Source organism: Pseudomonas sp. UME65, from assembly GCF_014170225.1.
GTDB lineage: Bacteria > Pseudomonadota > Gammaproteobacteria > Pseudomonadales > Pseudomonadaceae > Aquipseudomonas > Aquipseudomonas protegens.
In genome coordinates this window covers 392,428-413,281 of the sequence record NZ_LZZQ01000004.1, presented here as the reverse complement: position 1 = coordinate 413,281, position 20,854 = coordinate 392,428, and the positions used below count along the sequence as shown (strand labels likewise).

At 60.6% G+C, this 20,854-nt stretch carries 23 protein-coding genes, 4 tRNA genes and 1 pseudogene; 8 read left to right on the top strand and 20 right to left on the bottom strand.

The genetic code is table 11. The features are described from left to right. Window positions 1-128: 128 nt before the first annotated feature. Window positions 129-398: a DUF1654 domain-containing protein gene (locus A9971_RS03035; RefSeq protein ID WP_183000828.1), complete on the top strand. Its 270-nt coding sequence runs from the start codon at window positions 129-131 to the stop codon at window positions 396-398. Between the two features lie 4 nt (window positions 399-402). Next, the gene (locus A9971_RS03030; RefSeq protein ID WP_011060402.1) at window positions 403-1,092 is read left to right on the top strand and encodes an endonuclease; all 690 of its coding nucleotides are present in this window, start codon (window positions 403-405) and stop codon (window positions 1,090-1,092) included. A gap of 51 nt (window positions 1,093-1,143) precedes the next feature. Here A9971_RS03030 and A9971_RS03025 read toward each other — a convergent pair whose 3' ends face one another. Next, complete coding sequence (locus A9971_RS03025) at window positions 1,144-1,494, bottom strand: hypothetical protein (protein WP_011060401.1); 351 nt, start codon at window positions 1,492-1,494, stop codon at window positions 1,144-1,146. A 265-nt stretch (window positions 1,495-1,759) separates the two neighbouring features. Between A9971_RS03025 and csrA the strand changes: the two genes are divergently transcribed. Next, complete coding sequence (gene csrA / locus A9971_RS03020) at window positions 1,760-1,954, top strand: carbon storage regulator CsrA (RefSeq protein WP_007920550.1); 195 nt, start codon at window positions 1,760-1,762, stop codon at window positions 1,952-1,954. A gap of 238 nt (window positions 1,955-2,192) precedes the next feature. Here the strand turns inward: csrA and A9971_RS03015 are convergent, their stop codons facing one another. The 6 genes from A9971_RS03015 to A9971_RS02990 all read right to left on the bottom strand — a co-directional run bounded on the left by A9971_RS03015 (window position 2,193) and on the right by A9971_RS02990 (window position 6,582). Further along, window positions 2,193-2,633 carry a VOC family protein gene (locus tag A9971_RS03015; protein WP_053157365.1) on the bottom strand — a complete coding sequence of 147 codons (441 nt, stop codon included), beginning with the start codon at window positions 2,631-2,633 and terminating at the stop codon, window positions 2,193-2,195. 79 nt (window positions 2,634-2,712) lie between these two features. Then, a complete protein-coding gene (locus A9971_RS03010) occupies window positions 2,713-3,174 on the bottom strand; it encodes a DUF2214 family protein (protein WP_041752738.1) in 462 nt (153 codons plus the stop codon). A 163-nt stretch (window positions 3,175-3,337) separates the two neighbouring features. Then, complete coding sequence (locus A9971_RS03005) at window positions 3,338-4,804, bottom strand: glycosyl hydrolase family 18 protein (RefSeq protein WP_015634913.1); 1,467 nt, start codon at window positions 4,802-4,804, stop codon at window positions 3,338-3,340. Window positions 4,805-4,849: 45 nt separating this feature from the next. Then, window positions 4,850-5,479: a lytic polysaccharide monooxygenase auxiliary activity family 9 protein gene (locus tag A9971_RS03000; RefSeq protein WP_011060397.1), complete on the bottom strand. Its 630-nt coding sequence runs from the start codon at window positions 5,477-5,479 to the stop codon at window positions 4,850-4,852. 343 nt (window positions 5,480-5,822) lie between these two features. After that, complete coding sequence (locus A9971_RS02995) at window positions 5,823-6,173, bottom strand: hypothetical protein (RefSeq protein ID WP_077933738.1); 351 nt, start codon at window positions 6,171-6,173, stop codon at window positions 5,823-5,825. Window positions 6,174-6,261: 88 nt separating this feature from the next. Beyond that, window positions 6,262-6,582: a helix-turn-helix domain-containing protein gene (locus tag A9971_RS02990; protein ID WP_011060395.1), complete on the bottom strand. Its 321-nt coding sequence runs from the start codon at window positions 6,580-6,582 to the stop codon at window positions 6,262-6,264. Between the two features lie 274 nt (window positions 6,583-6,856). Between A9971_RS02990 and A9971_RS02985 the strand changes: the two genes are divergently transcribed. The 3 genes and pseudogenes from A9971_RS02985 (at window position 6,857) to catB (ending at window position 9,385) form a co-directional block, all read left to right on the top strand. After that, the gene (locus A9971_RS02985; protein ID WP_015634911.1) at window positions 6,857-7,990 is read left to right on the top strand and encodes an RNA ligase RtcB family protein; all 1,134 of its coding nucleotides are present in this window, start codon (window positions 6,857-6,859) and stop codon (window positions 7,988-7,990) included. Further along, window positions 7,990-8,607, top strand: a complete 618-nt coding sequence (prfH, locus tag A9971_RS02980; protein WP_041120596.1) for a peptide chain release factor H — start codon at window positions 7,990-7,992, stop codon at window positions 8,605-8,607. Before A9971_RS02985 ends, prfH begins: the two co-directional genes overlap by 1 nt. Window positions 8,608-8,749: 142 nt before the next feature. After that, window positions 8,750-9,385: pseudogene (catB, locus tag A9971_RS02975) on the top strand (type B chloramphenicol O-acetyltransferase). Between the two features lie 145 nt (window positions 9,386-9,530). On the opposite strand, the gene A9971_RS02970 reads toward catB, so the two are convergent. Next, window positions 9,531-9,607 (bottom strand) — tRNA-Val (locus A9971_RS02970). A gap of 187 nt (window positions 9,608-9,794) precedes the next feature. Here A9971_RS02970 and A9971_RS02965 point away from each other — a divergent pair. Next, window positions 9,795-11,078 (top strand): FAD-binding oxidoreductase, encoded by a 1,284-nt coding sequence (locus tag A9971_RS02965; RefSeq protein ID WP_011060391.1) that lies wholly within the window; start codon window positions 9,795-9,797, stop codon window positions 11,076-11,078. 13 nt (window positions 11,079-11,091) lie between these two features. Further along, window positions 11,092-11,277, top strand: a complete 186-nt coding sequence (locus A9971_RS02960) for a hypothetical protein (RefSeq protein WP_183000827.1) — start codon at window positions 11,092-11,094, stop codon at window positions 11,275-11,277. An 8-nt stretch (window positions 11,278-11,285) separates the two neighbouring features. Here the strand turns inward: A9971_RS02960 and A9971_RS02955 are convergent. The 12 genes from A9971_RS02955 to truA form a co-directional block, all read right to left on the bottom strand. Next, window positions 11,286-11,362, bottom strand: a tRNA-Asp gene (locus A9971_RS02955). Between the two features lie 102 nt (window positions 11,363-11,464). Continuing rightward, window positions 11,465-11,541: transfer RNA gene (locus A9971_RS02950), tRNA-Asp, on the bottom strand. Window positions 11,542-11,600: 59 nt separating this feature from the next. Then, a tRNA-Val gene (locus A9971_RS02945) sits at window positions 11,601-11,676 on the bottom strand. Window positions 11,677-11,830: 154 nt separating this feature from the next. Further along, window positions 11,831-12,607: an SDR family oxidoreductase gene (locus A9971_RS02940; RefSeq protein ID WP_072451526.1), complete on the bottom strand. Its 777-nt coding sequence runs from the start codon at window positions 12,605-12,607 to the stop codon at window positions 11,831-11,833. Next, entirely contained in the window at window positions 12,604-13,815 is a 1,212-nt protein-coding gene (locus A9971_RS02935) for an O-succinylhomoserine sulfhydrylase (protein ID WP_015634907.1), read from the bottom strand. Before A9971_RS02935 ends, A9971_RS02940 begins: the two co-directional genes overlap by 4 nt. A 36-nt stretch (window positions 13,816-13,851) precedes the next feature. Beyond that, window positions 13,852-15,357: an amidophosphoribosyltransferase gene (gene purF / locus A9971_RS02930; protein WP_011060388.1), complete on the bottom strand. Its 1,506-nt coding sequence runs from the start codon at window positions 15,355-15,357 to the stop codon at window positions 13,852-13,854. A 41-nt stretch (window positions 15,358-15,398) separates the two neighbouring features. Continuing rightward, the gene (locus tag A9971_RS02925) at window positions 15,399-15,956 is read right to left on the bottom strand and encodes a CvpA family protein (protein ID WP_011060387.1); all 558 of its coding nucleotides are present in this window, start codon (window positions 15,954-15,956) and stop codon (window positions 15,399-15,401) included. 98 nt (window positions 15,957-16,054) lie between these two features. Next, window positions 16,055-16,714, bottom strand: a complete 660-nt coding sequence (locus A9971_RS02920; protein WP_015634906.1) for an SPOR domain-containing protein — start codon at window positions 16,712-16,714, stop codon at window positions 16,055-16,057. After that, window positions 16,698-18,005: a bifunctional tetrahydrofolate synthase/dihydrofolate synthase gene (folC, locus tag A9971_RS02915; protein WP_015634905.1), complete on the bottom strand. Its 1,308-nt coding sequence runs from the start codon at window positions 18,003-18,005 to the stop codon at window positions 16,698-16,700. Before folC ends, A9971_RS02920 begins: the two co-directional genes overlap by 17 nt. After that, window positions 18,002-18,922, bottom strand: coding sequence for an acetyl-CoA carboxylase, carboxyltransferase subunit beta (gene accD, locus A9971_RS02910; protein ID WP_019094939.1), 921 nt, complete (start codon window positions 18,920-18,922; stop codon window positions 18,002-18,004). Before accD ends, folC begins: the two co-directional genes overlap by 4 nt. Window positions 18,923-19,181: 259 nt before the next feature. After that, complete coding sequence (locus A9971_RS02905; protein ID WP_011060383.1) at window positions 19,182-19,814, bottom strand: phosphoribosylanthranilate isomerase; 633 nt, start codon at window positions 19,812-19,814, stop codon at window positions 19,182-19,184. 61 nt (window positions 19,815-19,875) lie between these two features. After that, on the bottom strand, window positions 19,876-20,700 hold the full coding sequence (gene truA, locus A9971_RS02900; protein WP_011060382.1) for a tRNA pseudouridine(38-40) synthase TruA: 825 nt from the start codon (window positions 20,698-20,700) through the stop codon (window positions 19,876-19,878). Between the last annotated feature and the right edge of the window lie 154 nt (window positions 20,701-20,854).

Below are 20,854 nucleotides of genomic sequence, written 5' to 3'. Positions count from 1 at the left end.
CGGGTGGTTCCCCCCCTTTCCCCCATGCAAAAAAATCTGCTCTCCTCGTGAGACAAATGCATAAAGCGTTGTCAGAGGAACTTCTTGAATTTTAAGCAGTTGCGAAATGCCCTACAGTTAAATACTGTATGTACGTACAGCTTAATAAGGAATGTTCCGTGGCCACGACCCAAACGCCCCTCAGCTCCTACGAACGCCTGGGTGTGCGCATCCAGAAAATCATCAACTCTCCCACCGCACAAAAGGCCAAGGCAGCGCTGATCTTCCGCCTCGCCGATGAGCCACAGGATGAGTGGGAACGCCTGCTGGAGGAGATCGCCGAAAACGACAACGTCACCCTCGCCTACCGCGACGATGGCGGCGTGCAGATTTTCTGGGTCGTGCCGAAGGAAGATTGAGTCGATGAGTGTCCGTTGTTTTGCCCTGCTGTTGCTGTTTCTCGCCTGTTCCGCCCAAGCCGATGCACCCCGCACCTTCAGCGAAGCCAAGAAAGTCGCCTGGAAGCTCTACGCCCCCCAATCCACCGAGTTCTATTGCGGCTGCAAATACAACGGCAACCGGGTGAACCTGGCGGCCTGCGGCTATGTTCCGCGCAAGAACGCCAAACGCGCCGAACGCATTGAATGGGAGCATATAGTGCCGGCCTGGCAGATCGGCCATCAGCGCCAGTGCTGGCAACAAGGCGGTCGCAAGAACTGCACACGCACCGATTCGGTCTATCAGCGCGCCGAGGCCGACCTGCACAATCTGGTACCGAGCATTGGCGAAGTGAATGGTGATCGCAGCAATTTCAGCTTCGGCTGGCTGCCGGAACAATCGGGCCAGTACGGTTCGTGCCTGACCCAGGTCGACTTCAAGGCCAAGAAGGTCATGCCTCGCCCTTCGATTCGCGGGATGATCGCCCGCACCTACTTCTACATGAGCAAGCAGTACGGCCTGCGCCTTTCCAAACAGGATCGGCAGCTCTTCGAAGCCTGGAACAAGACCTATCCAGTACAGGCCTGGGAGCGCCAGCGCAATCAGAGCGTGGCTTGCGTGATGGGGCGCGGCAATGAATTCGTCGGCGCAGTCAACCTCAAGGCTTGTGGCTGAACGCAGATCGCCCGCGGGTGGCGGGCGATCATTGAGCCTATGGAAACGGGCTTACTGCGCGGCTTGATGCTCGATGACCGTGACTTCGATGTCACGCTTCTTGGCCTTGACCAGCTTTTCGGTCACTTCATTCTTCTTCGCCTCGGCCTCGGCCTGGGAAGCAAACGGACCGACCACGACCAGACGCTTGCCGTCCACGGTCACCACATTGGAAATCACCCCGTGCTCGATCAGCCAGCCGGTCAGGTCACTCACCGCCAGGGGGAGCGGGCTGCCCACCAGCACATCCCATTGCGGCTCGGTCGAGGCCGGCTGGGTCTGTACTGCCACCGCCGTGCTCTTGTTCGCTTCGACCCGCTTGCCTTCCCCACAACCGGCCAACGCCAATACCGCCATCATCATCGCTACTGTGCGCACAACCTAACCCCTAGAAAGTCTGAGGTGGCGATTTTAGCACTCATGACCCGAGAGACCTCGTCACAAAATCGGACCGAAACAGGAAGAATGATATTTATTGCCTATGTATAGTTGCGCCTTGGGAATTAATAGATCTTCTGCGCGTCAGAAAGAGGCACCCACTCAGTGGAACTTCGCACTAATCTATACCTAAGACCGACCTCTGCACTGTTTGAATCTGGTGCCCTACAAAGCTATCAAGGAGAAGATCATGCTGATACTCACCCGCAAAGTCGGTGAAAGCATAAACATCGGTGACGACATTACGATCACCATTCTCGGCGTCAGCGGCCAGCAAGTGCGCATTGGTATCAACGCGCCAAAAGACGTCGCGGTACACCGTGAAGAAATCTATCAACGCATTCAGGCAGGCCTGACCGCTCCGGACAAACGCGAAACCCCCTGAACAGCATGAGCACCAGCCTTTTGCCCGCGCACAACGGCTGGCGCAGCGCCTGTCTTGTTTGCCTTGAGCTTTTCCCCGCAGACGGCCCGCACACCCTCGCCCGGTTGCAGCCACAGCAGATTCCCGCCCATCAGACTGTCGTCAACCACTGATTATCGCCCTTTCGCGATAGCGAGCCCGACCGTTGATTCCCGACACACGCCGCCGCTGCATTGCAGGCGGCGCACCGGTGCGGCGGTCAGGCGCCCGCTGCAGGCTCCACAGGCTTGAAGCCCAGGTCCTGGGTAAAGCGCAGCAGGTAACCATCCGGGTCGAGTACCAGCAGGTTCAACTCGCCGTGCAGCAATTCGTCGTGACGGTACCAGCACTCCTGAATCTCTCGACGCAAGGCAATGCCCGCCCGAGCCAGGGCGGCTGCCAACTGGCGAATATCCGGGCACTCGATGGACAGGTTCATGCCGCGGCCAAATGGAGCCTGCAAGGGCCCCACGCGCCACTCCGATTCCTGCTGGTCATCCTGCTCCAGCATCAGTTGTGCACCATTGAGGGAGAGGAAGGCAAAGAAGTGTTCCGGCCGCTGATACTCCACCTTGAAGCCCAGAAGATCGCAGTAGAAGGCCAGACTGCGCTGCAGGTCGGTGACCAGCATCTCCGGCACCAGGTCATTCATTTGAAACATCGAAGGCTTCCATTGCTCATTGATAGAGCCGCGAGCCTACTCTCAAGCAGCCACGCAGTGCAGCCCCGCTTACCAATGATTACAACTGAGCCCAGGTCACCCCACGCGCCATGCCGCTGGCGGCGATGACCATCAACACCATGAGCAGGGCCTGCACATCGCTGATACGGGCGAACAGCAGCGCCCGCCCGATCTGTGGCGCCACCCCTCGCCCCAGGGCCATGCGCCAGCGGATCAAGGTCAGCATCGGCAGGACCTCCAGCAACAGGATGATCACGAACAGCGTCATCTTCAGATGGAACAGCGGCTGGTGCAGGTAATACTCCGTACCCTTGCCATAACCGCCAAAAGCCCGCAACAACCCGGTGATCAACAACACCGCGGCCATCAGCCCCCAGACATTGTCGGCCCGCAACACCTGCCCGGGCGCCGCAGCGCCGCCGCTCAGGCGACGCAATGCCGAAGCACGCGCCAGTACCCCGGCAAAGGCACTGGCAAACGCCAGCAAATGCACAGCCGCCAGCAACCATTGCTGCAACATCGAGCTCATCTCCGCTTGATTGATCGACACATCCGGGCAGCTCAGTAATAGCTCATAACCCGGGCTGTTGCCGGCCAGCGGAAACGAAAAAAGCGGCTCGCACGGATCGACAACTTCCGCAAGAACCGCCTGGCCACTCAACTTCATCAATGGCCGTCACAACTCAGCCATGACGCTCCTGCAGCACCTTGCTCCACAGGGTGAACGCTACGGATGGCGTCCAGCCCGGGTTGGAGGTGTGCTCCTGAAGGCACAGGTAACGATTGCCTTCGTAAGTCACTCCATCCTCCCTGAGGTAGTGCTGGCTGGTGCGCCACTCGGGAAAGCTCGGATCGACCGCACCGCCTGCGGTCCTGGCACTCACACTACGGCTGGGGAGCGACTCCTGGCCCTGAGTGTCGGTAGCGGTCACAAAATAGCTGTATTGGGTGTCCGCACTCAGCCCCTGATCCTCGAAGCCCGGAGAGGGGGTGCGAGCGACCGCATTGCCGTCGCGGTACAAGGTGTAGAACTCCACCGGCCGCACACTACCGGAAACACCCCAGCTCAGGTTGACGCTGCTGCGACTGGTGCCCAGTACCATCAGGTTTCCAGGAGCACCTGGGCGCTCCGGCTCACCGCCATCGCCATGGATCAGCGGCGCATAGCGATGACGAAACTCCCAGTTGTAGGGCACACCCTGCCGACTGATGCCGGCATCCCAGTTCACCGACCAGGTCATCAACCCCTTGATGGCGTGACCGGCGCCCTGCAAGCGCTTGAACGCATTGCTCACCGCCGACGGGTCGATCACATAGCCGGTGGCCGCGGCATCGACGTTGCTTGGCAGGCCTATCACCAGCTTGTCCGCGGCAATGCGAGTGAAACCACGGGTACCGGAGGCCAGGCTTTCGCTCAGGTAGTAGAGGAAATCCTCTTTCATCGCGTCATTGTTCTGGGCGATCCAGGCGCCCTGCCCGCCATTGGCCTCCTGCACCCAGAGCCCGTCGCCTCCCTGGTTATAGAACTGCGGCGCGACAAAGTCGTAATAGCCTTCCAGGGCCTGCAGGTAGGCCACGTACTTGCCATTGCTGGTCAGGTAGGGAAACTCAGGCGCCATGCTGATGATGAAGTGCTTGCCCTGGCCGGCGTAATGATCCTTCACCAGCTTCAAGGCGGCAGGCAGCACACTCTTGTTGTCGGCAAAGTCGATGGCGCTCTGCTCCAGGTCGATATCCAGGCCATCGAAGCCGTAGGTTTCCACCAGACGGATGATTTCGTTGGCCAGGGGCTGTTCGTTGCCCTTGTGCAATTCGATATGGGCATCGGCGCCGCCCAGGGAGATCAATACCGCCCGGCCCTGGCTGTTGAGCACGCCCACCTGGCGCCGGAACTCGGCGTCCGAAAGGTTGTAGGGCTTGAAGGTGGGAATACCGTTGCCCTTCATGAAGGCCACTGCAACCACGTTGTATTCCTTGGGCACGTCCACCAGATCCAGGTTGGCGAATTGCCCCTGCTGGTAGCCGTCGCTGTGACCGGCAGCCCAGTTGTGCCAGAAGCCCATGAGCACCTTCTTGCCGGCAATGCTCGGCATCAGGGAAGCAGCATCTGCGGCCTGACTCTTGATTAATGCAAAATCGATCTTATCCACGTTCTAATCCTTCAGAACTGTCAGAAAATGTTAACTACCTGAAACTTATTTAAAGTCCAGATCGAAAGCCTGATAAAAGCCATTGCCGGTATTGGCAACAATCCACACCAGTACTACAACATGGTGGCCCTTTTTATTTTTGGGCAGCACAACTTCATGATGAGTCTTGGCTTTCAATACCGAACCGAACTTGTCGAATGGCACTTCGGTGTAGAAGTCCTGATAAAAAGCCTGGGGTTCCAGCTGGGCGCGACTGATGCGCTGTTTCGGGTCCCAGCCGTCCTTGGTGATGAACCAGTTATAGCCCCGGGTAACGTGAGGTGCGGTGTATTCCCACTGCACCTGGAACACCTGGCCCGGGTTCACGTTCACCAGCGGCCAAGTGAAGGGCCGGTTGATCTTTTTCGACATTTCCTCGTTGGTGAAGTTGATGCAATCGCGATCATCAACCTTGCCGCCACTGAGAATATGACCATCGGCGGGTGGCGCGACACTGGCCACATCGCTGTCGTAAGGCTTTGGGAAAGGACCGGCGGCGAGGGCCGGAAAGTTTTTCCCGCCTTCCATCTCATTGACCTGCCAGGTTCCCAGCAGCCCCAGTTCTACCGCTACCGCACCGCGGCTGGACGGAGAAACAACGCGACCATGTTTTAGTTGAGCCTGTGGCTTATTCATATCTTTCACTCCATTGATTAATTAACTACTGCTCCTTATTGAGCACCCTCAACTTAGCGCACTTTTCCCTGCTTTTTTCATCACCACAAAAACTAACCATTCAGGACAATTTACAAAAGTCCGCCCCAGCCCCCTTAATCCCTGGACTTCCTTATTTCAACTGACAGTTTGAAGAGGCAATGTATTACACGCTTTGCTACAGGCTTATTGGGTGTTTCCACAGATCGCCAATAACAGCTGGCCTGACCAGCTGGAAACCCTTCCCCAGAAATGACAAAACCCGGCCGATGCCGGGTTTGTACCTGATAGCGTCAAATACCAACGCCAGTGACTATCCTCTGCGTTACAGACAGGTCGCTAGCGCCGCCAGGCGACGCTTCGAGACATAGCTGTCTGCAACCGCATAAAAGTGGACGGTGGTCGTCGCGGCATCGGCCTTGATATCGACAAAAGTCTCGGCGGAACGGGTATACACGGTGTACCCCCCTGCCTTGCCCGGTTGCAGATAGGCAGCGGCATCGACACCAAAGACCGACTCGTCCTGCCAGGCGAACTGCACACATTGCGCTACCAGTTGATCGGCCTTGGCCGAGGCCAGGGTTTTGTTGGGCGTTCGGGCCCGAGCTTCATCCATGGTAGAGCTCGCACAGCCAGCCAATAGCGCCGCCACCATTACCGCCATCAAAACCCGCATGCTGCCTCCTCCTCCTGAAAACGCGAGAGTATCGCTCAGGCCGCGTTAAAAAGGCGCGCGAACAGCAGAAAAACTCCCCCGCACCCACTCAGCACTCCGCCAGGGAGGACGCCAGCTGGGCGATCGCCTCCTGGTCCTCATCTCCGAGGTGGCGGTAGTTCTGAATAATGGTGCTTTCATCCAGGCTCAGGCTGCCCTCGGACAAGCGCGAGCGCTCGCCGGTCAACACATAAAGCAGGTCAACGCCGTGGCGCCCGATGGCCATCAGGTAATCCGATTTGGGCACCCGCTCACCGCTCTCGTAACGGCCCTGGGCGTTGGCTTCAACACCGCCAATGGCACCGAATTCCTGCTGGGAGAGCCCCAACGCCTTGCGCTGTTCTTTCAAGCGCTCACCAAAGGTCTGCATAACCATCCTCATTCAACAAGGTGATGGTTTTACGACCGTAGCGGCCGCAGAAGGTGCACTTTGTTTGCCCACACCATTGCCAGCCCCCGGGCAAAAGATTAACCTGCGCGCCCTTTCCACACTTTTGCCAAGGAGATCCACCATGCAACAACTGATCACCCCTTGCAGGACGTGCCTGGTTTAAACGCTGCAACCGCTACCCGCTAGCGCCTTCGCTTAACCCCCGCTTCGTCCTGCCACTACCTGAATATTTTTTTCCAATCAGGAATTGGACATGGACACTTGCATCCGTCATTTGTCGAACGGCGTCTCTCTGATCGCCTCCGACACCACCTGGATCGAAGACAAAGCGCTCCAGCAACTGCACACCACCGCACAACTGCCCGGCATGCGCCAGGTCGTCGGCATGCCCGACCTGCATCCAGGCCGGGGCTATCCGGTGGGCGCGGCATTTTTTTCCACCGAAGTGGCCTACCCGGCGCTGGTGGGCAACGATATCGGCTGCGGCATGGCGCTGTGGCAAACCGACCTCTCCAGCACTCGCCTCAACCTCGACAAGCTGGAAAAGAAAATCGGCAATATCGACCTGCCCCTGGATGAACAGTGGGATGAACAACGCGCGCAACTGGCATTGCCCGTCAGCGGTCATGAGCACTCCCTGGGTACCATCGGCGGCGGCAACCACTTCGCCGAACTGCAACAACTCGATCAGGTCCATGACGCCGACGCCCTGCAAGCGCTGGCACTGGACCCGAAAGCCTTGCTGCTGCTGGTGCACAGCGGCTCCCGAGGCCTGGGAGAAGCTATTTTGCGCAGCCACGTCGACCAACACGGCCACAACGGCCTGTTGATGACCAGCACCGCCGGCGCCCAGTACCTGGAGCAGCACGACCAGGCCTTGCGCTTTGCCGAGGCCAATCGACGGTTGATCGCCGAGCGCCTGCTGCACAATCTGCGGGCCAAGGGCCAGCCGCTGCTGGATATCAATCACAACCTGGTGTCTGCGGCGCAGGTCGACGGCGTATCGGGCTGGCTGCATCGCAAGGGCGCCACGCCATCGGACCAGGGTCCGGTGGTGATTCCCGGCTCCCGTGGCGACTACAGCTACCTGGTGCAACCGCTCCCCCAATCGTTCAGCCTCTACTCCCTGGCGCACGGCGCCGGGCGCAAGTGGCTGCGCAGCGACTGCAAGGGCCGGCTGGCAACGCGCTTCAGCTTCGATCAACTCAAGCGCACCCAACTGGGCAGCCGAGTGATCTGCGAGGACCGCGGCCTGATGTACGAAGAGGCTCCCGAAGCCTACAAGAGCATCGACAGCGTGGTGGGCAGCCTGCGCGACGCCGGCCTGGTGAAGATCATCGCCCGACTCAAACCGGTACTGACCTACAAACGCCGGGGGTGCTGCTGATGATGTTGCTACAGCTGTCCTCCGCCCAAGGGCCTGCCGAATGCGAATTGGCAGTAACCCACGCATTACGCCGCCTGCATCACGAAGCCGAAGCGCAGAACGTGCGCCTCGGCATCATCGAGCAGGTTGCCAGCCAGGCTCGCGACGCCCATCGCTCGGTGCTGGTCAGCCTGGATGGCGAGCACGCCGCAAACCTGGCTCGACGCTGGACAGGCACCCTGCTGTGGATCTGCAAAAGCCCTCTGCGGCCCGCACATCGACGCAAGAACTGGTATTTCGCCGGCCAGCCATTCAGCGCCCCTGAAGAAGCCGAAGGCGGCGAGATCCGCTTCGAGGCCATGCGCGCTTCCGGCCCCGGCGGGCAGCATGTGAACAAGACCGACTCCGCGGTACGCGCCACCCATGTAGCGACCGGCATCAGCGTCAAGGTGCAGTCCGAACGCAGCCAGCACGATAACAAGCGCCTGGCTCGTCTACTGATCCAGCAACGGCTTGCCGATCGGCAAGAGCAATCCGTACAGGAACTGCGCTTGCAGCGTCGTGACGCCCATCACCGGGTTGAACGGGGCAATGCCGTGCGCACCTTCAGTGGTAGCGCCTTTACCCCTCTGGACTGACCCGCCCTGGTTCGGGAAGCCGATCGTCACGACGGCTCCCCGAACCAGGTTGGTGGCTACAGAGGGCAATACGTAAAAGATCTTGAACCTGTGACCGATGCGGCAAATGCAGAGGACGCTGAAGACATGGAGCAGAGTCCCGATGAACAACTACTTCGATAGCCCCTTCAAGGGCATCACGCTTGACCGGCAAGTCACCCACCCGAATATTCGAGTAGGTCGTTTCAGCTACTACTCAGGCTACTACCACGGCCATAGTTTCGATGAGTGCGCGCGCTACCTGCCCCACGAGGAAGGTGCGGACAAGCTGATAATCGGCTCTTTCTGCTCAATCGGCTCGGGAGCCGCATTCATCATGGCCGGCAACCAGGGGCATAGAAGCGAGTGGATCAGCACCTTTCCGCTCTAGTGGATGCCCGAGGAACCGGCCTTCGCGGGCGCGCAGAATGGATATCAAGCCGCAGGCGACACGGTGATCGGCAATGACGTCTGGATCGGTTCCGAAGCCATTGTCATGCCGGGCATCAGGATCGGCGATGGCGCCGTGATAGGCACTCGAGCCCTGGTGACACGGGACGTGGAGCCCTACGCAATCATCGGCGGTAACCCCGCCAAGACGATTCGCAAGCGCTTCGATGATCGGCGTATCGAGATGCTTGTGGAAATGCAGTGGTGGAACTGGAGCAGCGAGCAGTTGAAAGCAGTGATGCCACTGATGACCAGTGCCAATGTCGAGGCGCTGTTTGAACATTGGCAGGAGCACATCCGCCCCGACTGATCACTGGCCAAGATCGCAGCGAGCACTGCAATGCCAGTGGGCTTCTTGGCGGATCGTGCAAAGCCATCAAAATGGCCAGAAACAAAAAAAGGGGCTCACCTTTCGGTGAACCCCTTCTAGACCGCCCAGCAGAGCGGATTTTGTTTGGTAGGCGCGATTGGACTCGAACCAACGACCCCCACCATGTCAAGGTGGTGCTCTAACCAACTGAGCTACGTGCCTGCTGTGAGGCGGCATTCTACGGAATTCCAAAGGGGTGTCAACACCTTTTTTGCAGCTAAGCCTATGAATATGCGAATTTTTTAATTTTCGCGGGATGAAGAAGTTTTTTCTTCTGTCTGGCAGCTCATTTGCAACTCAGGTAGCATCGGCGCACTCGTAAAATATATTAAACACATGAGGTCGCAGGATGGCGAACATTCCCTACCCACAGTCCTATTACGCGGCATCGGCCAATGCGGCTCCGGAACGTCCGATGCTCCAAGGCGAGATTGAAACCGATGTCTGCGTGATCGGTGCGGGTTATACCGGCCTGTCCAGCGCCCTGTTCCTCCTGGAAAACGGCTTTCGTGTGACCGTACTGGAGGCCGCCAAGGTCGGCTTTGGCGCTTCAGGGCGCAATGGCGGGCAGATCGTCAACAGCTACAGCCGCGATATCGACGTGATCGAACGCAGCGTCGGCCCCAAGCAGGCACAACTGCTAGGGCAGATGGCCTTTGAGGGTGGCCGGATCATTCGTGAACGGGTGGCCAAATACCAGATCCAGTGCGATCTGAAGGACGGCGGTGTATTCGCAGCGCTGACCAGCAAGCAGATGGGTCATCTGGAGTCGCAGAAGCGCCTGTGGGAGCGCTACGGCCACACCCAGCTGGAATTGCTGGATGAGCGGCGTATCCGCGAAATCGTGGCCTGCGATCAATACAAGGGCGGCATGCTCGACATGAGCGGCGGCCACATCCATCCACTGAACCTGGCACTGGGTGAAGCGGCTGCCGTGGAGTCGCTGGGCGGCACCCTCTATGAGCAGTCCCCGGCAATCCGCATCGAGCGCGGCGCCAATCCAGTGGTCCACACGCCCCAAGGAAAGGTCCGCGCCAAATTCATCATCGTTGCCGGCAATGCCTACCTGGGCAATCTGGTTCCGGAGCTGGCAGCCAAGTCCATGCCTTGCGGAACCCAGGTCATCACCACCGAACCCCTGAGCGATGAGCTGGCAGCCAGCCTGTTGCCCCAGGATTACTGCGTCGAAGACTGCAACTACCTGCTGGACTACTACCGCCTCTCCGGCGACAAGCGCCTGATTTTCGGTGGCGGCGTGGTGTATGGCGCCCGCGACCCGGCGAACATCGAGGCCATCATCCGACCGAAGATGCTCAAGGCCTTCCCGCAACTGCAGAACGTGAAGATCGATTACGCCTGGACCGGCAACTTCCTGCTGACGCTGTCGCGCCTGCCCCAGGTTGGGCGCCTGGGGGACAATATCTACTACTCCCAGGGCTGCAGCGGCCACGGCGTGACCTACACCCACCTGGCCGGGAAAGTCCTGGCGGAGGCCCTGCGCGGCCAGGCTGAGCGCTTTGACGCCTTTGCCGACCTGCCTCACTACCCCTTCCCCGGCGGCCAGTTGCTGCGCACGCCATTCACCGCCCTGGGCGCTTGGTACTACAGCCTTCGGGACAAGCTCGGCTTCTGAAAGCCGAACCTCCTTGCAAGCACAAAAAAACCGCCGAGCAGGCGGCTTTTTTGTGTTCGATCAGCAGCAAGCAAAAGACGCTGCCAAAGAGCGAATCCCGAAAACAAAAAACCCCGGTCTTGCGACCAGGGTCTTTGCTATCGATGCGAAACAAGCTGTTGGCTTGTCTCGTTGCTTCAAGGCGTTCAGTGATCCTTGAGGCTGATATGGCGCAGCGGACGGGACTCGAACCCGCGACCCCCGGCGTGACAGGCCGGTATTCTAACCGACTGAACTACCGCTGCGTATCGCTTGGACTTGCGTCCATGTGAACCGTTTAAATCATCTGATTGAAGAGCTTCGAGGCTTCCTCAATCTCAAGCCAGGCGAACCCGACTTGGAAAATATGGCGCAGCGGACGGGACTCGAACCCGCGACCCCCGGCGTGACAGGCCGGTATTCTAACCGACTGAACTACCGCTGCGCGTCGGTTGGAGGCTTCCTTGGAAGCTTCCCTCTTTCTTGCGAAAGAGACTCAGGGAATGGTGGGTGATGACGGGATCGAACCGCCGACATTCTGCTTGTAAGGCAGACGCTCTCCCGGCTGAGCTAATCACCCTTTGCTTCGCTGAGGCCGCGAAATTTACGCAGGTAACGAAGCTAAGTCAATAGCAGGCTTGAAGTTTTTTTCAAAAACAGCAGCAAGCAGAAACTTCGCACCAAGAGCCAGAGGCGCTCCTCTTGGGCTTGCGGCCACAAACTCGCTACCACCCTTATTCCTGATAAATCATTTTCTTGGTCATGCCACCGTCCACCACGAATTCCTGGCCGGTGACAAAGCCCGAATTGCGGGACAGCAGCCAGGCCACCATGGAGGCCACATCTTCCACCGTCCCTACCCTGCCTGCCGGATGCTGGGCATGATCGGCATCGGATAACGGCTCTGCGCGACGCGCCGCAGGATCCCGGGCATCGATCCAGCCGGGGCTTACCGCATTGACCCGAATCTCCGGCCCCAGGCTGATCGCCAGGGCATGAGTCAAGGCCAGCAGCCCCCCCTTGCTCGCCGCGTAGGCTTCGCTGTCAGGCTCCGATTGCCTGGCGCGGGTAGAGGCCAGATTGACGATGGCGCCGCCATGGGCGCGCAAATACGGCGCACAGTGCTTGGCCAGCAGCATCGGCCCGCCCAGGTTCACCGCCATGACCCGATTCCAGTAGGCCAGATCCAGGCTTTCCAGGGTGATGTTGTGCGGGTCAGCCACAGCGGCATTGCAGACCAGGGCGTCGAGGCGCCCGAACTGCCCCAGCACCTCAGCCACCCCCTGGGCCACTTGCACTTCATCGGCCACGTCCATGGTGATGAACCAGGCGCTTTCACCCAGCACCTTGGCCACCTTGGAGCCACGCTCACGATCGAGGTCGGTCAACACCACCTGCCAGCCTTCGCTGATCAGCCAGGCAGCGATACCCAGACCGATACCCCGGGCCGCGCCGGTCACCAGCGCGACACGCCCGTTGCCGCCGCCCTGGGGCGTGGACAACTCGATCACAAGGCTGCCAGGCCGCGAGCCAGGTCGGCTTGCAGGTCGACCACGTCCTCCAGCCCCACCGCGATGCGGATCAGGCTGTCGCGAATGCCTGCCGCTTCACGCTCCTGGGGCGCCAGGCGCCCGTGGGACGTGGTGCTCGGATGGGTGATGGTGGTTTTGCTGTCGCCGAGGTTGGCGGTAATGGAGATCAGTCGCGTGGCATCGATAAAGCGCCAGGCGCCCTCTTTGCCGCCCTTGACCTCAAAACTCACCACCGCGCCAAAACCACGCTGCTGACGCTTGGCCAGCTCGTGCTGCGGATGGCTGGCAAGGCCTGCGTAGTGCACCTTCTCGACGCCCTCCTGCTGCTCCAGCCACTCAGCCAGGGCCAGGGCATTGGCACAATGAGCACGCATCCGCAGGTTGAGGGTTTCCAGGCCCTTGAGGAAGATCCAGGCGTTGAACGGGCTCAGGGTCGGCCCGGCGGTACGCAGGAAACCCACCACTTCTTTCATCTGCTCGCTGCGCCCGGCCACCACGCCGCCCATGCAACGACCCTGGCCGTCGATGAACTTGGTCGCCGAATGCACCACCACGTCCGCCCCCAGCTTCAACGGCTGCTGCAAGGCCGGAGTGCAGAAACAGTTATCCACCACCAGCATTGCGCCCTTGGCATGGGCCACCTCCGCCAACGCGGCGATATCCACCAGCTCGGCCAGCGGATTGGAGGGCGACTCGACGAACAGCAGCCTGGTATTGCTCTTGATCGCCGCATCCCAGCCGGACAGGTCCGCCAGGGGCACGTAATCGACTTCAACACCAAAGCGCTTGAAGTACTTCTCGAACAGGCTGATGGTGGAGCCGAACACGCTGCGCGACACCAGCACATGATCGCCGGCGCTGCACAGGCTCATGACCACCGAGAGAATGGCCGCCATGCCAGTGGCGGTCGCCACAGCCTGCTCTGCCCCTTCCAGCGCCGCGATGCGCTCTTCGAAGGAACGCACGGTGGGGTTGGTGTAGCGCGAATAGACGTTGCCCGGCACTTCGCCAGCAAACCGCGCCGCCGCATCGGCGGCCGTGCGGAACACATAGCTGGAGGTGAAGAACATCGGGTCACCGTGCTCGCCTTCCGGCGAGCGGTGTTGGCCGGCGCGCACCGCCAGGGTATCGAACGCTACGCCTTCAAGGTCGCTGTCCAGCCGACCGGCATCCCAATCCTGACTCATGCCGCCTACTCCTAATGTCTTCTTAAAATGCTCGGATCAGTTGTTGTACAGATCGATGATGGCGCTGACCGCCTGGGTCTTGGCCTTGGACGCATCGTTACGAGCGTTCTCGATCTTGTTCAGGTAGGCCTCGTCGACGTCGCCGGTAACGTACTTGCCGTCGAACACCGCGCAGTCGAAGTTCTCGATCTTGATCTTGCCACCACCGACCGCCTCGATCAGGTCCGGCAAGTCCTGGTAGATCAGCCAGTCGGCGCCGATCAGGTCTGCCACGTCCTGGGTCGAACGATTGTGGGCGATCAACTCGTGGGCGCTCGGCATGTCGATGCCATACACGTTCGGGTAACGCACGGCCGGTGCAGCCGAGCAGAAGTAGACGTTCTTCGCGCCCGCTTCACGGGCCATCTGGATAATCTGCTTGCAAGTGGTGCCACGGACGATGGAGTCGTCCACCAGCATCACGTTCTTGCCGCGAAATTCCAGTTCGATCGCATTGAGCTTCTGGCGTACGGATTTCTTCCGCGCCGCCTGGCCCGGCATGATGAAGGTACGGCCGATGTAACGGTTCTTGACGAAACCTTCGCGGAACTTGACCCCCAGATGGTTCGCCAGCTCCAGCGCCGCAGTGCGGCTGGTATCCGGAATCGGGATCACCACGTCGATATCGTGCTCAGGACGCTCGCGCAGGATCTTCTCTGCCAGTTTCTCACCCATGCGCAGGCGCGCCTTGTACACCGAGACGCCATCAATGATCGAATCCGGACGGGCCAGATATACGTGTTCGAAGATGCACGGCGTGAGTTGCGGGTTGGTGGCGCACTGGCGGGTGTAGAGCTTGCCCTCTTCAGTGATGTAGACCGCTTCGCCCGGAGCCAGGTCGCGAATCAGGGTGAAACCCAGCACATCCAGGGAAACGCTTTCCGAGGCGATCATGTATTCCACGCCTTCGTCGGTATGACGCTGGCCGAAGACGATCGGACGGATACCGTGGGGGTCACGGAAACCGACAATGCCGTAGCCGGTGATCATGGCCACCACCGCGTAGCCACCCACGCAACGGTTGTGCACGTCGGTGACGGCGGCAAACACGTCTTCCTCGGTAGGCTGCAACTTGCCGCGCTGGGCCAGCTCGTGGGCGAACACGTTGAGCAGCACTTCAGAGTCGGAGTTGGTGTTGACGTGGCGCAGGTCGGACTCGTAGATCTCCTTGGCCAACTGCTCCACATTGGTCAGGTTGCCGTTGTGCGCCAGGGTGATGCCGTAAGGCGAGTTGACGTAGAACGGCTGAGCCTCGGCCGAGGTCGAGCTGCCCGCGGTTGGATAGCGGACATGGCCGATGCCCATATGGCCTACCAGGCGCTGCATGTGCCGCTGCTGGAACACATCACGCACCAGGCCGTTGTCCTTGCGCAGGAATAACCGGCCATCATGGCTGGTCACGATACCGGCAGCGTCCTGGCCGCGGTGCTGGAGGACGGTTAGCGCGTCATACAGCGCCTGATTGACGTTCGACTTACCGACGATACCGACGATGCCACACATGCGACGCAACCCCTACTTAATGAAACTGAACTGAACCCATCTTACTGAGGCGTTTTGGCCGGTAAGAGGTGCTCCTTGAACGGTATATCAGCGGGTACGCTGATACCGCTGGCCAGCCACTGACTGCTCCACCCCAATATGAGGTTCTTGGACCAGTCTGCAACCAATAGAAATTGTGGCACCAGTCGCGACTGTTGCCACCAGGAATCCTGCTGTACCGGCCCCAGGCTCAGGAGCCCGATCGCCACGACCACCAGCAGCGCGCCACGCGCAGCGCCGAAGGCCATGCCGAGGAATCGATCGGTCCCGGAGAGGCCGGTGACGCGAATCAACTCGCCGATGAGATAGTTGACCATTGCCCCCACCAGCAAGGTGGCGACAAACATGATTGCGCAGCCCGCGATCACGCGAGCCGAGGGAGTTTCGATATAACCGCCGAGGTACTCGGACAGTGAGCCACCAAACATCCAGGCAACGACTCCTGCGATGATCCAGGTAAGCAACGACAAGGCTTCTTTGACGAAACCGCGGCTCAAGCTGATCAAAGCGGAGATGGCGATTATTGCAACGATCGCCCAGTCAACCCAGGTAAATGGCACAGTGCAGCCTACAGACGGATAAGGCGGCGCATTTTAACAGAGCGCTTGGCTGTCGGTAAGCTGCGATTCACTGTGCTTTTAAAATCAAGCGGATAGCCTTAGCCACGCTCTGGCTGGAAGCGCACCACGAAACCCTTGAGATTATGCTGACGCCCCAGCAGGTCACGCAGGCGATCAGCTTCGGCGCGCTCGATCAGCGGCCCGACAAATACCCGGTTCTTGCCTTCGGCGGAACGGATATAGGCGTTATAACCCTGGCTGCGCAGGGTTTTCTGCAGGTTTTCCGCGCTTTCACGGCTCGACAGACTGGCCAGTTGCACCGACCAACTGACGGACAGGCCATTGGCATCGACCCGGCTCTGGCTGGTATCGGGCTTGGCACTGGCCACGGGCTGCGGCGGAACCGGAGCCGGTGTCGGCGCAGGCTTGGCCACAGGCGCAGGCTTGCTGGCCACGGTCGGAGCAGGAGCCACCACCGGGGCCGGTGCGATCGGGGTCGATGGCGCTTGCTGCACCACAGGCTCGTGCTCGTCGGCTGGCACAGAGCCCTCGGGCAGTACCTGAGGCTCTGGCACAACTACCGGCTCGACCTGGACCTGCGGCATGGCCGCGGCTTGCGGCGCCGACGGCACATCCACCGTCACATGACGCTGCTCATCCTCGCGCGAGAACAGCATTGGCAGAAAGATCACCGCCAAGGCCACCAACACCAGTGCTCCGACCATTCGCTGCTTGTAGACGTTATCCAGCATTGCCATGTGCAGCTTCCTCCGTGGAGCGCCGGGCGAGCCACTCAAGCGCCTCGGCAACACAATAAAAAGAACCGAACAGCAGAATTTCGTCATCTGCAGTGGCTTGCGCGCATTGCGCTTCCAGCGCGGCAGCCACACTGGAATAGGACGCTACCGGAGCACCAAGGTTCTCCAGAGCCTGCTGCAAATCCTCCACCGGGCGCGCCCGCGGCGTATCCAGAGGCGCTACCGCCCAGTGCCGGACCGCCCCTTTCAGGCAGCCAATCACGCCCTCCAGATCCTTGTCCGCCAGCAGCCCGAACACCGCCAGACGCTTGCCCGGCACAGGCCGGCGCGCCAGGCGCTCAGCCAGGTACTGGGCGGCATGGGGGTTGTGACCGACGTCCAGCAGCAGGTTCAGGCGCTTGCCCTGCCAGTCGACCTGCCGGCGATCCAGACGCCCGGCAACCCGGGTCTGGCGCAAGGCCGCGCTGATCCGCTCCGGCTGCCATGGCAAACCGGTGAGCAGATAGGCCTGCAACGCCAGAGCGGCATTTTCCATAGGCAGATCCAGCAATGGCAGGTCTTGCAGCTCGACCGGCTTGCCCTGGGCATCCAGGCCACGCCACTGCCAATGCTGGTCAGTGACCCCAAGATCAAAGTCCCGCCCCCGCAGGAAAAACGGGCAGCCCAGCTCCCGCGCCTTGTCCAGCAAGGGTTGCGGCGGATCCAGGTCGCCACATAGCGCCGGAGCGCCAGGACGAAAGATCCCGGCCTTCTCGAAGGCCACGGATTCGCGGGAATCGCCCAGGTATTCGATGTGATCGACACCAATACTGGTCACCAGCGCCAGGTCGGCATCCACCAGATTGACCGTATCCAGGCGGCCACCCAACCCCACCTCCAGGACCACGGCATCCAGCGCCGCCTGCTGAAACAGCCAGAACGCTGCCAGAGTGCCCATCTCGAAGTAAGTCAGGGTGACTTCGCCGCGCCCCGCCTCTACCGCAGCAAAGGCTTCGCACAACTGCTCGTCTGTGGCCTCGACGCCATTGATCTGCACCCGCTCGTTATAGCGCAGCAGGTGCGGCGAACTGTAGACCCCCACCTGCAGGCCCTGGGCCCGCAGCAGGGAAGCGACAAAAGCGCAGGTAGAGCCCTTGCCATTGGTACCGGTTACAGTGACCACCCGGGGCGCCGGCTTGCCCAGTCCCATCTGGGACGCTACCTGCTGCGAGCGCGCCAGCCCCATGTCGATGGCCGAGGGGTGCAACTGCTCGAGGTAGGCGAGCCATTCGCCCAGGGTACGTTGGGTCATAGGTTTGCTGGAGCCGGCGGCACCACGATCGGCTCGACCGGCGCCGCGACGAATTCCGGCGTCGGCAGGCCCATCAGCTGGGCCAGCAGATTGCCCAGGCGCGGACGCAGTTCCTGACGGGAGATGATCATGTCGATCGCACCATGCTCCAGCAGGAACTCACTGCGCTGGAAACCTTCAGGCAGTTTTTCCCGCACGGTCTGCTCGATCACTCGAGGACCGGCGAAGCCCACCAGGGCTTTTGGCTCGGCGACAATCACGTCGCCCAGCATCGCCAGGCTGGCGGAAACGCCGCCGTAGACCGGGTCGGTCAACACGGAGATGAACGGGATGCCTTCTTCACGCAGGCGCGCCAGTACCGCGGAGGTCTTGGCCATCTGCATCAGAGAGATCAGGGCTTCCTGCATCCGCGCACCACCGGAGGCGGAGAAGCAGATCATCGGGCAGCGGTTTTCCAGGGCGTAGTTGGCGGCGCGCACGAAACGCTCGCCGACGATGGCGCCCATGGAGCCCCCCATGAAGGAAAATTCGAAAGCCGAGACCACCACCGGCATGCCCAGCAGGGTGCCACTCATGGAGATCAGCGCATCTTTCTCGCCGGTCTGCTTCTGCGCAGCGGTCAGGCGGTCCTTGTACTTCTTGCCGTCGCGGAACTTCAGACGGTCCACTGGCTCCAGGTCAGCGCCCAGTTCGGCACGGCCTTCGGCGTCGAGGAAGATATCGATACGGGCACGCGCACCGATGCGCATGTGGTGGTTGCACTTGGGGCAAACATCCAGGGTCTTTTCCAGCTCCGGACGATAGAGCACCGCCTCGCAGGATGGGCACTTGTGCCAAAGACCTTCAGGCACCGAGCTTTTCTTCACCTCGGAACGCATGATCGAAGGGATCAGTTTGTCTACTAACCAGTTGCTCATGCTTTCTTTCTCCAGTACCGGCGGCCCGAACGCTCTGGTTCGCAGCCCCGCGTATGCCCTTGAGCTAAATTCATGTGTGCGGCGATGATCAGTTCGCTGCCGCGGTCAGCACCGGGCTCGACCTGCCTGCAACGAACCTTTCCTCAGCCATCCCGACAACCCACTCCAGAGCGGTTGCCACTCGATTCCGACCCCGCCTGAAGGCGACGCCTGCCTGTTTTGTACAGTGGTGTTATGGACGGCGGCAGACTGCCAGCCGTCACATCGACTCGTTGCTGCGACGCACTGCCTGCATAAATGCCTGAATCTTTGCCGGGTCCTTGATGCCCTTGCCCTGCTCCACCCCGCCGCTGACATCCACCGCATACGGGCGCACCCGGGCGATGGCTGCCGCCACGTTATCTGGCGTGAGGCCACCGGCAAGAATGATCGGCTTGCTCAGCCCCTGAGGAACCAGGGACCAGTCGAACGCCTCGCCGGTTCCACCCGGCACGCCTTCGACATAGGTATCCAGCAGAATCCCGCTGGCCCGCGGATAGGCCAGGCAGGCCGCCGCGATGTCATCCCCGGCCTTGACCCGCAACGCCTTGATATAGGGCCGGTGATAGCCCTCGCAATCAGCCGCCGACTCATCGCCATGAAACTGCAGCAAGTCCAGCGGTACGGCGTCGAGAATCTCCCCCAGCTCGCAACGACTGGCATTGACGAAGAGGCCGACGCTGGTCACGAACGGCGGCAAGGCGGCGATGATTGCCCGCGCCTGCTGCACATTCACCGCCCGCGGGCTCTTGGCATAGAACACCAGGCCGATGGCATCGGCCCCCGCCGCCACTGCTGCCAACGCATCTTCTATGCGGGTAATCCCGCAGATCTTGCTGCGAACAGCTGGCATGTCATGAACCTCGGGGGCAAATCCGGAAAGTCCCGGATGGTAGCAAATGCTTTTCCGGGCGTCAGCCGTCAAGTTCCGAGAATCCGCTGAGGAAATGTGGCCCGATGTATCGCTCGGGCAACTGGAACTCGTCCTTGTATTCGACCTGCACCAGGTACAGGCCAAAAGGATGGGCGGTGACGCCGCCGGTACGCCGGATCCGGCTTTCCAGCACTTCTCGCGCCCACTCCACCGGCCGCTCGCCGGCACCGATGGTCATCAGCACCCCGGCGATGTTGCGCACCATGTGATGCAGGAAGGCGCTGGCACGAATATCCAGGACGATCATCTTGCCGTGCCGGGTGACCCGAAGGTGATGGATCTCCTTGATCGGCGACTTGGCCTGGCACTGCCCGGCCCGGAACGCGCTGAAATCATGGGTGCCCACCAGGAACGCGGCAGCCTGGGCCATGCGCTCGATATCCAGCGGCCGGTGGTTCCAGGTGATTTCTTCGTTGAGATGGGCTGGACGGATCTGATCGTTGTAGATCACATAACGGTAACGCCGGGCGATCGCCTTGAACCGTGCGTGAAAATGCGCGGGCATCTCCTTGGCCCAGCTGACGCTGATGTCGTGGGGCAAATTGATATTGGCCCCCATCACCCAGGCCTTCATCGAACGCACGGCCTGAGTATCGAAATGCACCACCTGTCCGCAGGCATGCACCCCGGCATCGGTGCGTCCGGCACAGGACACCACCACCGGAGAATCCGCGACCCGGGACAGGGCCTTCTCCAGGGTTTCCTGGACACTGGGCACACCGGAGGCCTGACGCTGCCAGCCGCGGTAGCGCGAGCCCTTGTATTCCACACCCAGGGCGATTCGGGAAAAGCCTTCGGCTGCCATTTCGGCGGCCGGGTTATCTATATTTGCCAAGAACTTACAGCCTGCTGATATGCGCAAAGGCGCTCATTATAGGGCCGCAGACAATAGACGCCACGGGCTGTCGGGCTTTGTTTGCAGATTGATCAGCCATACAGCCGCCCACAGGGCGATTGCA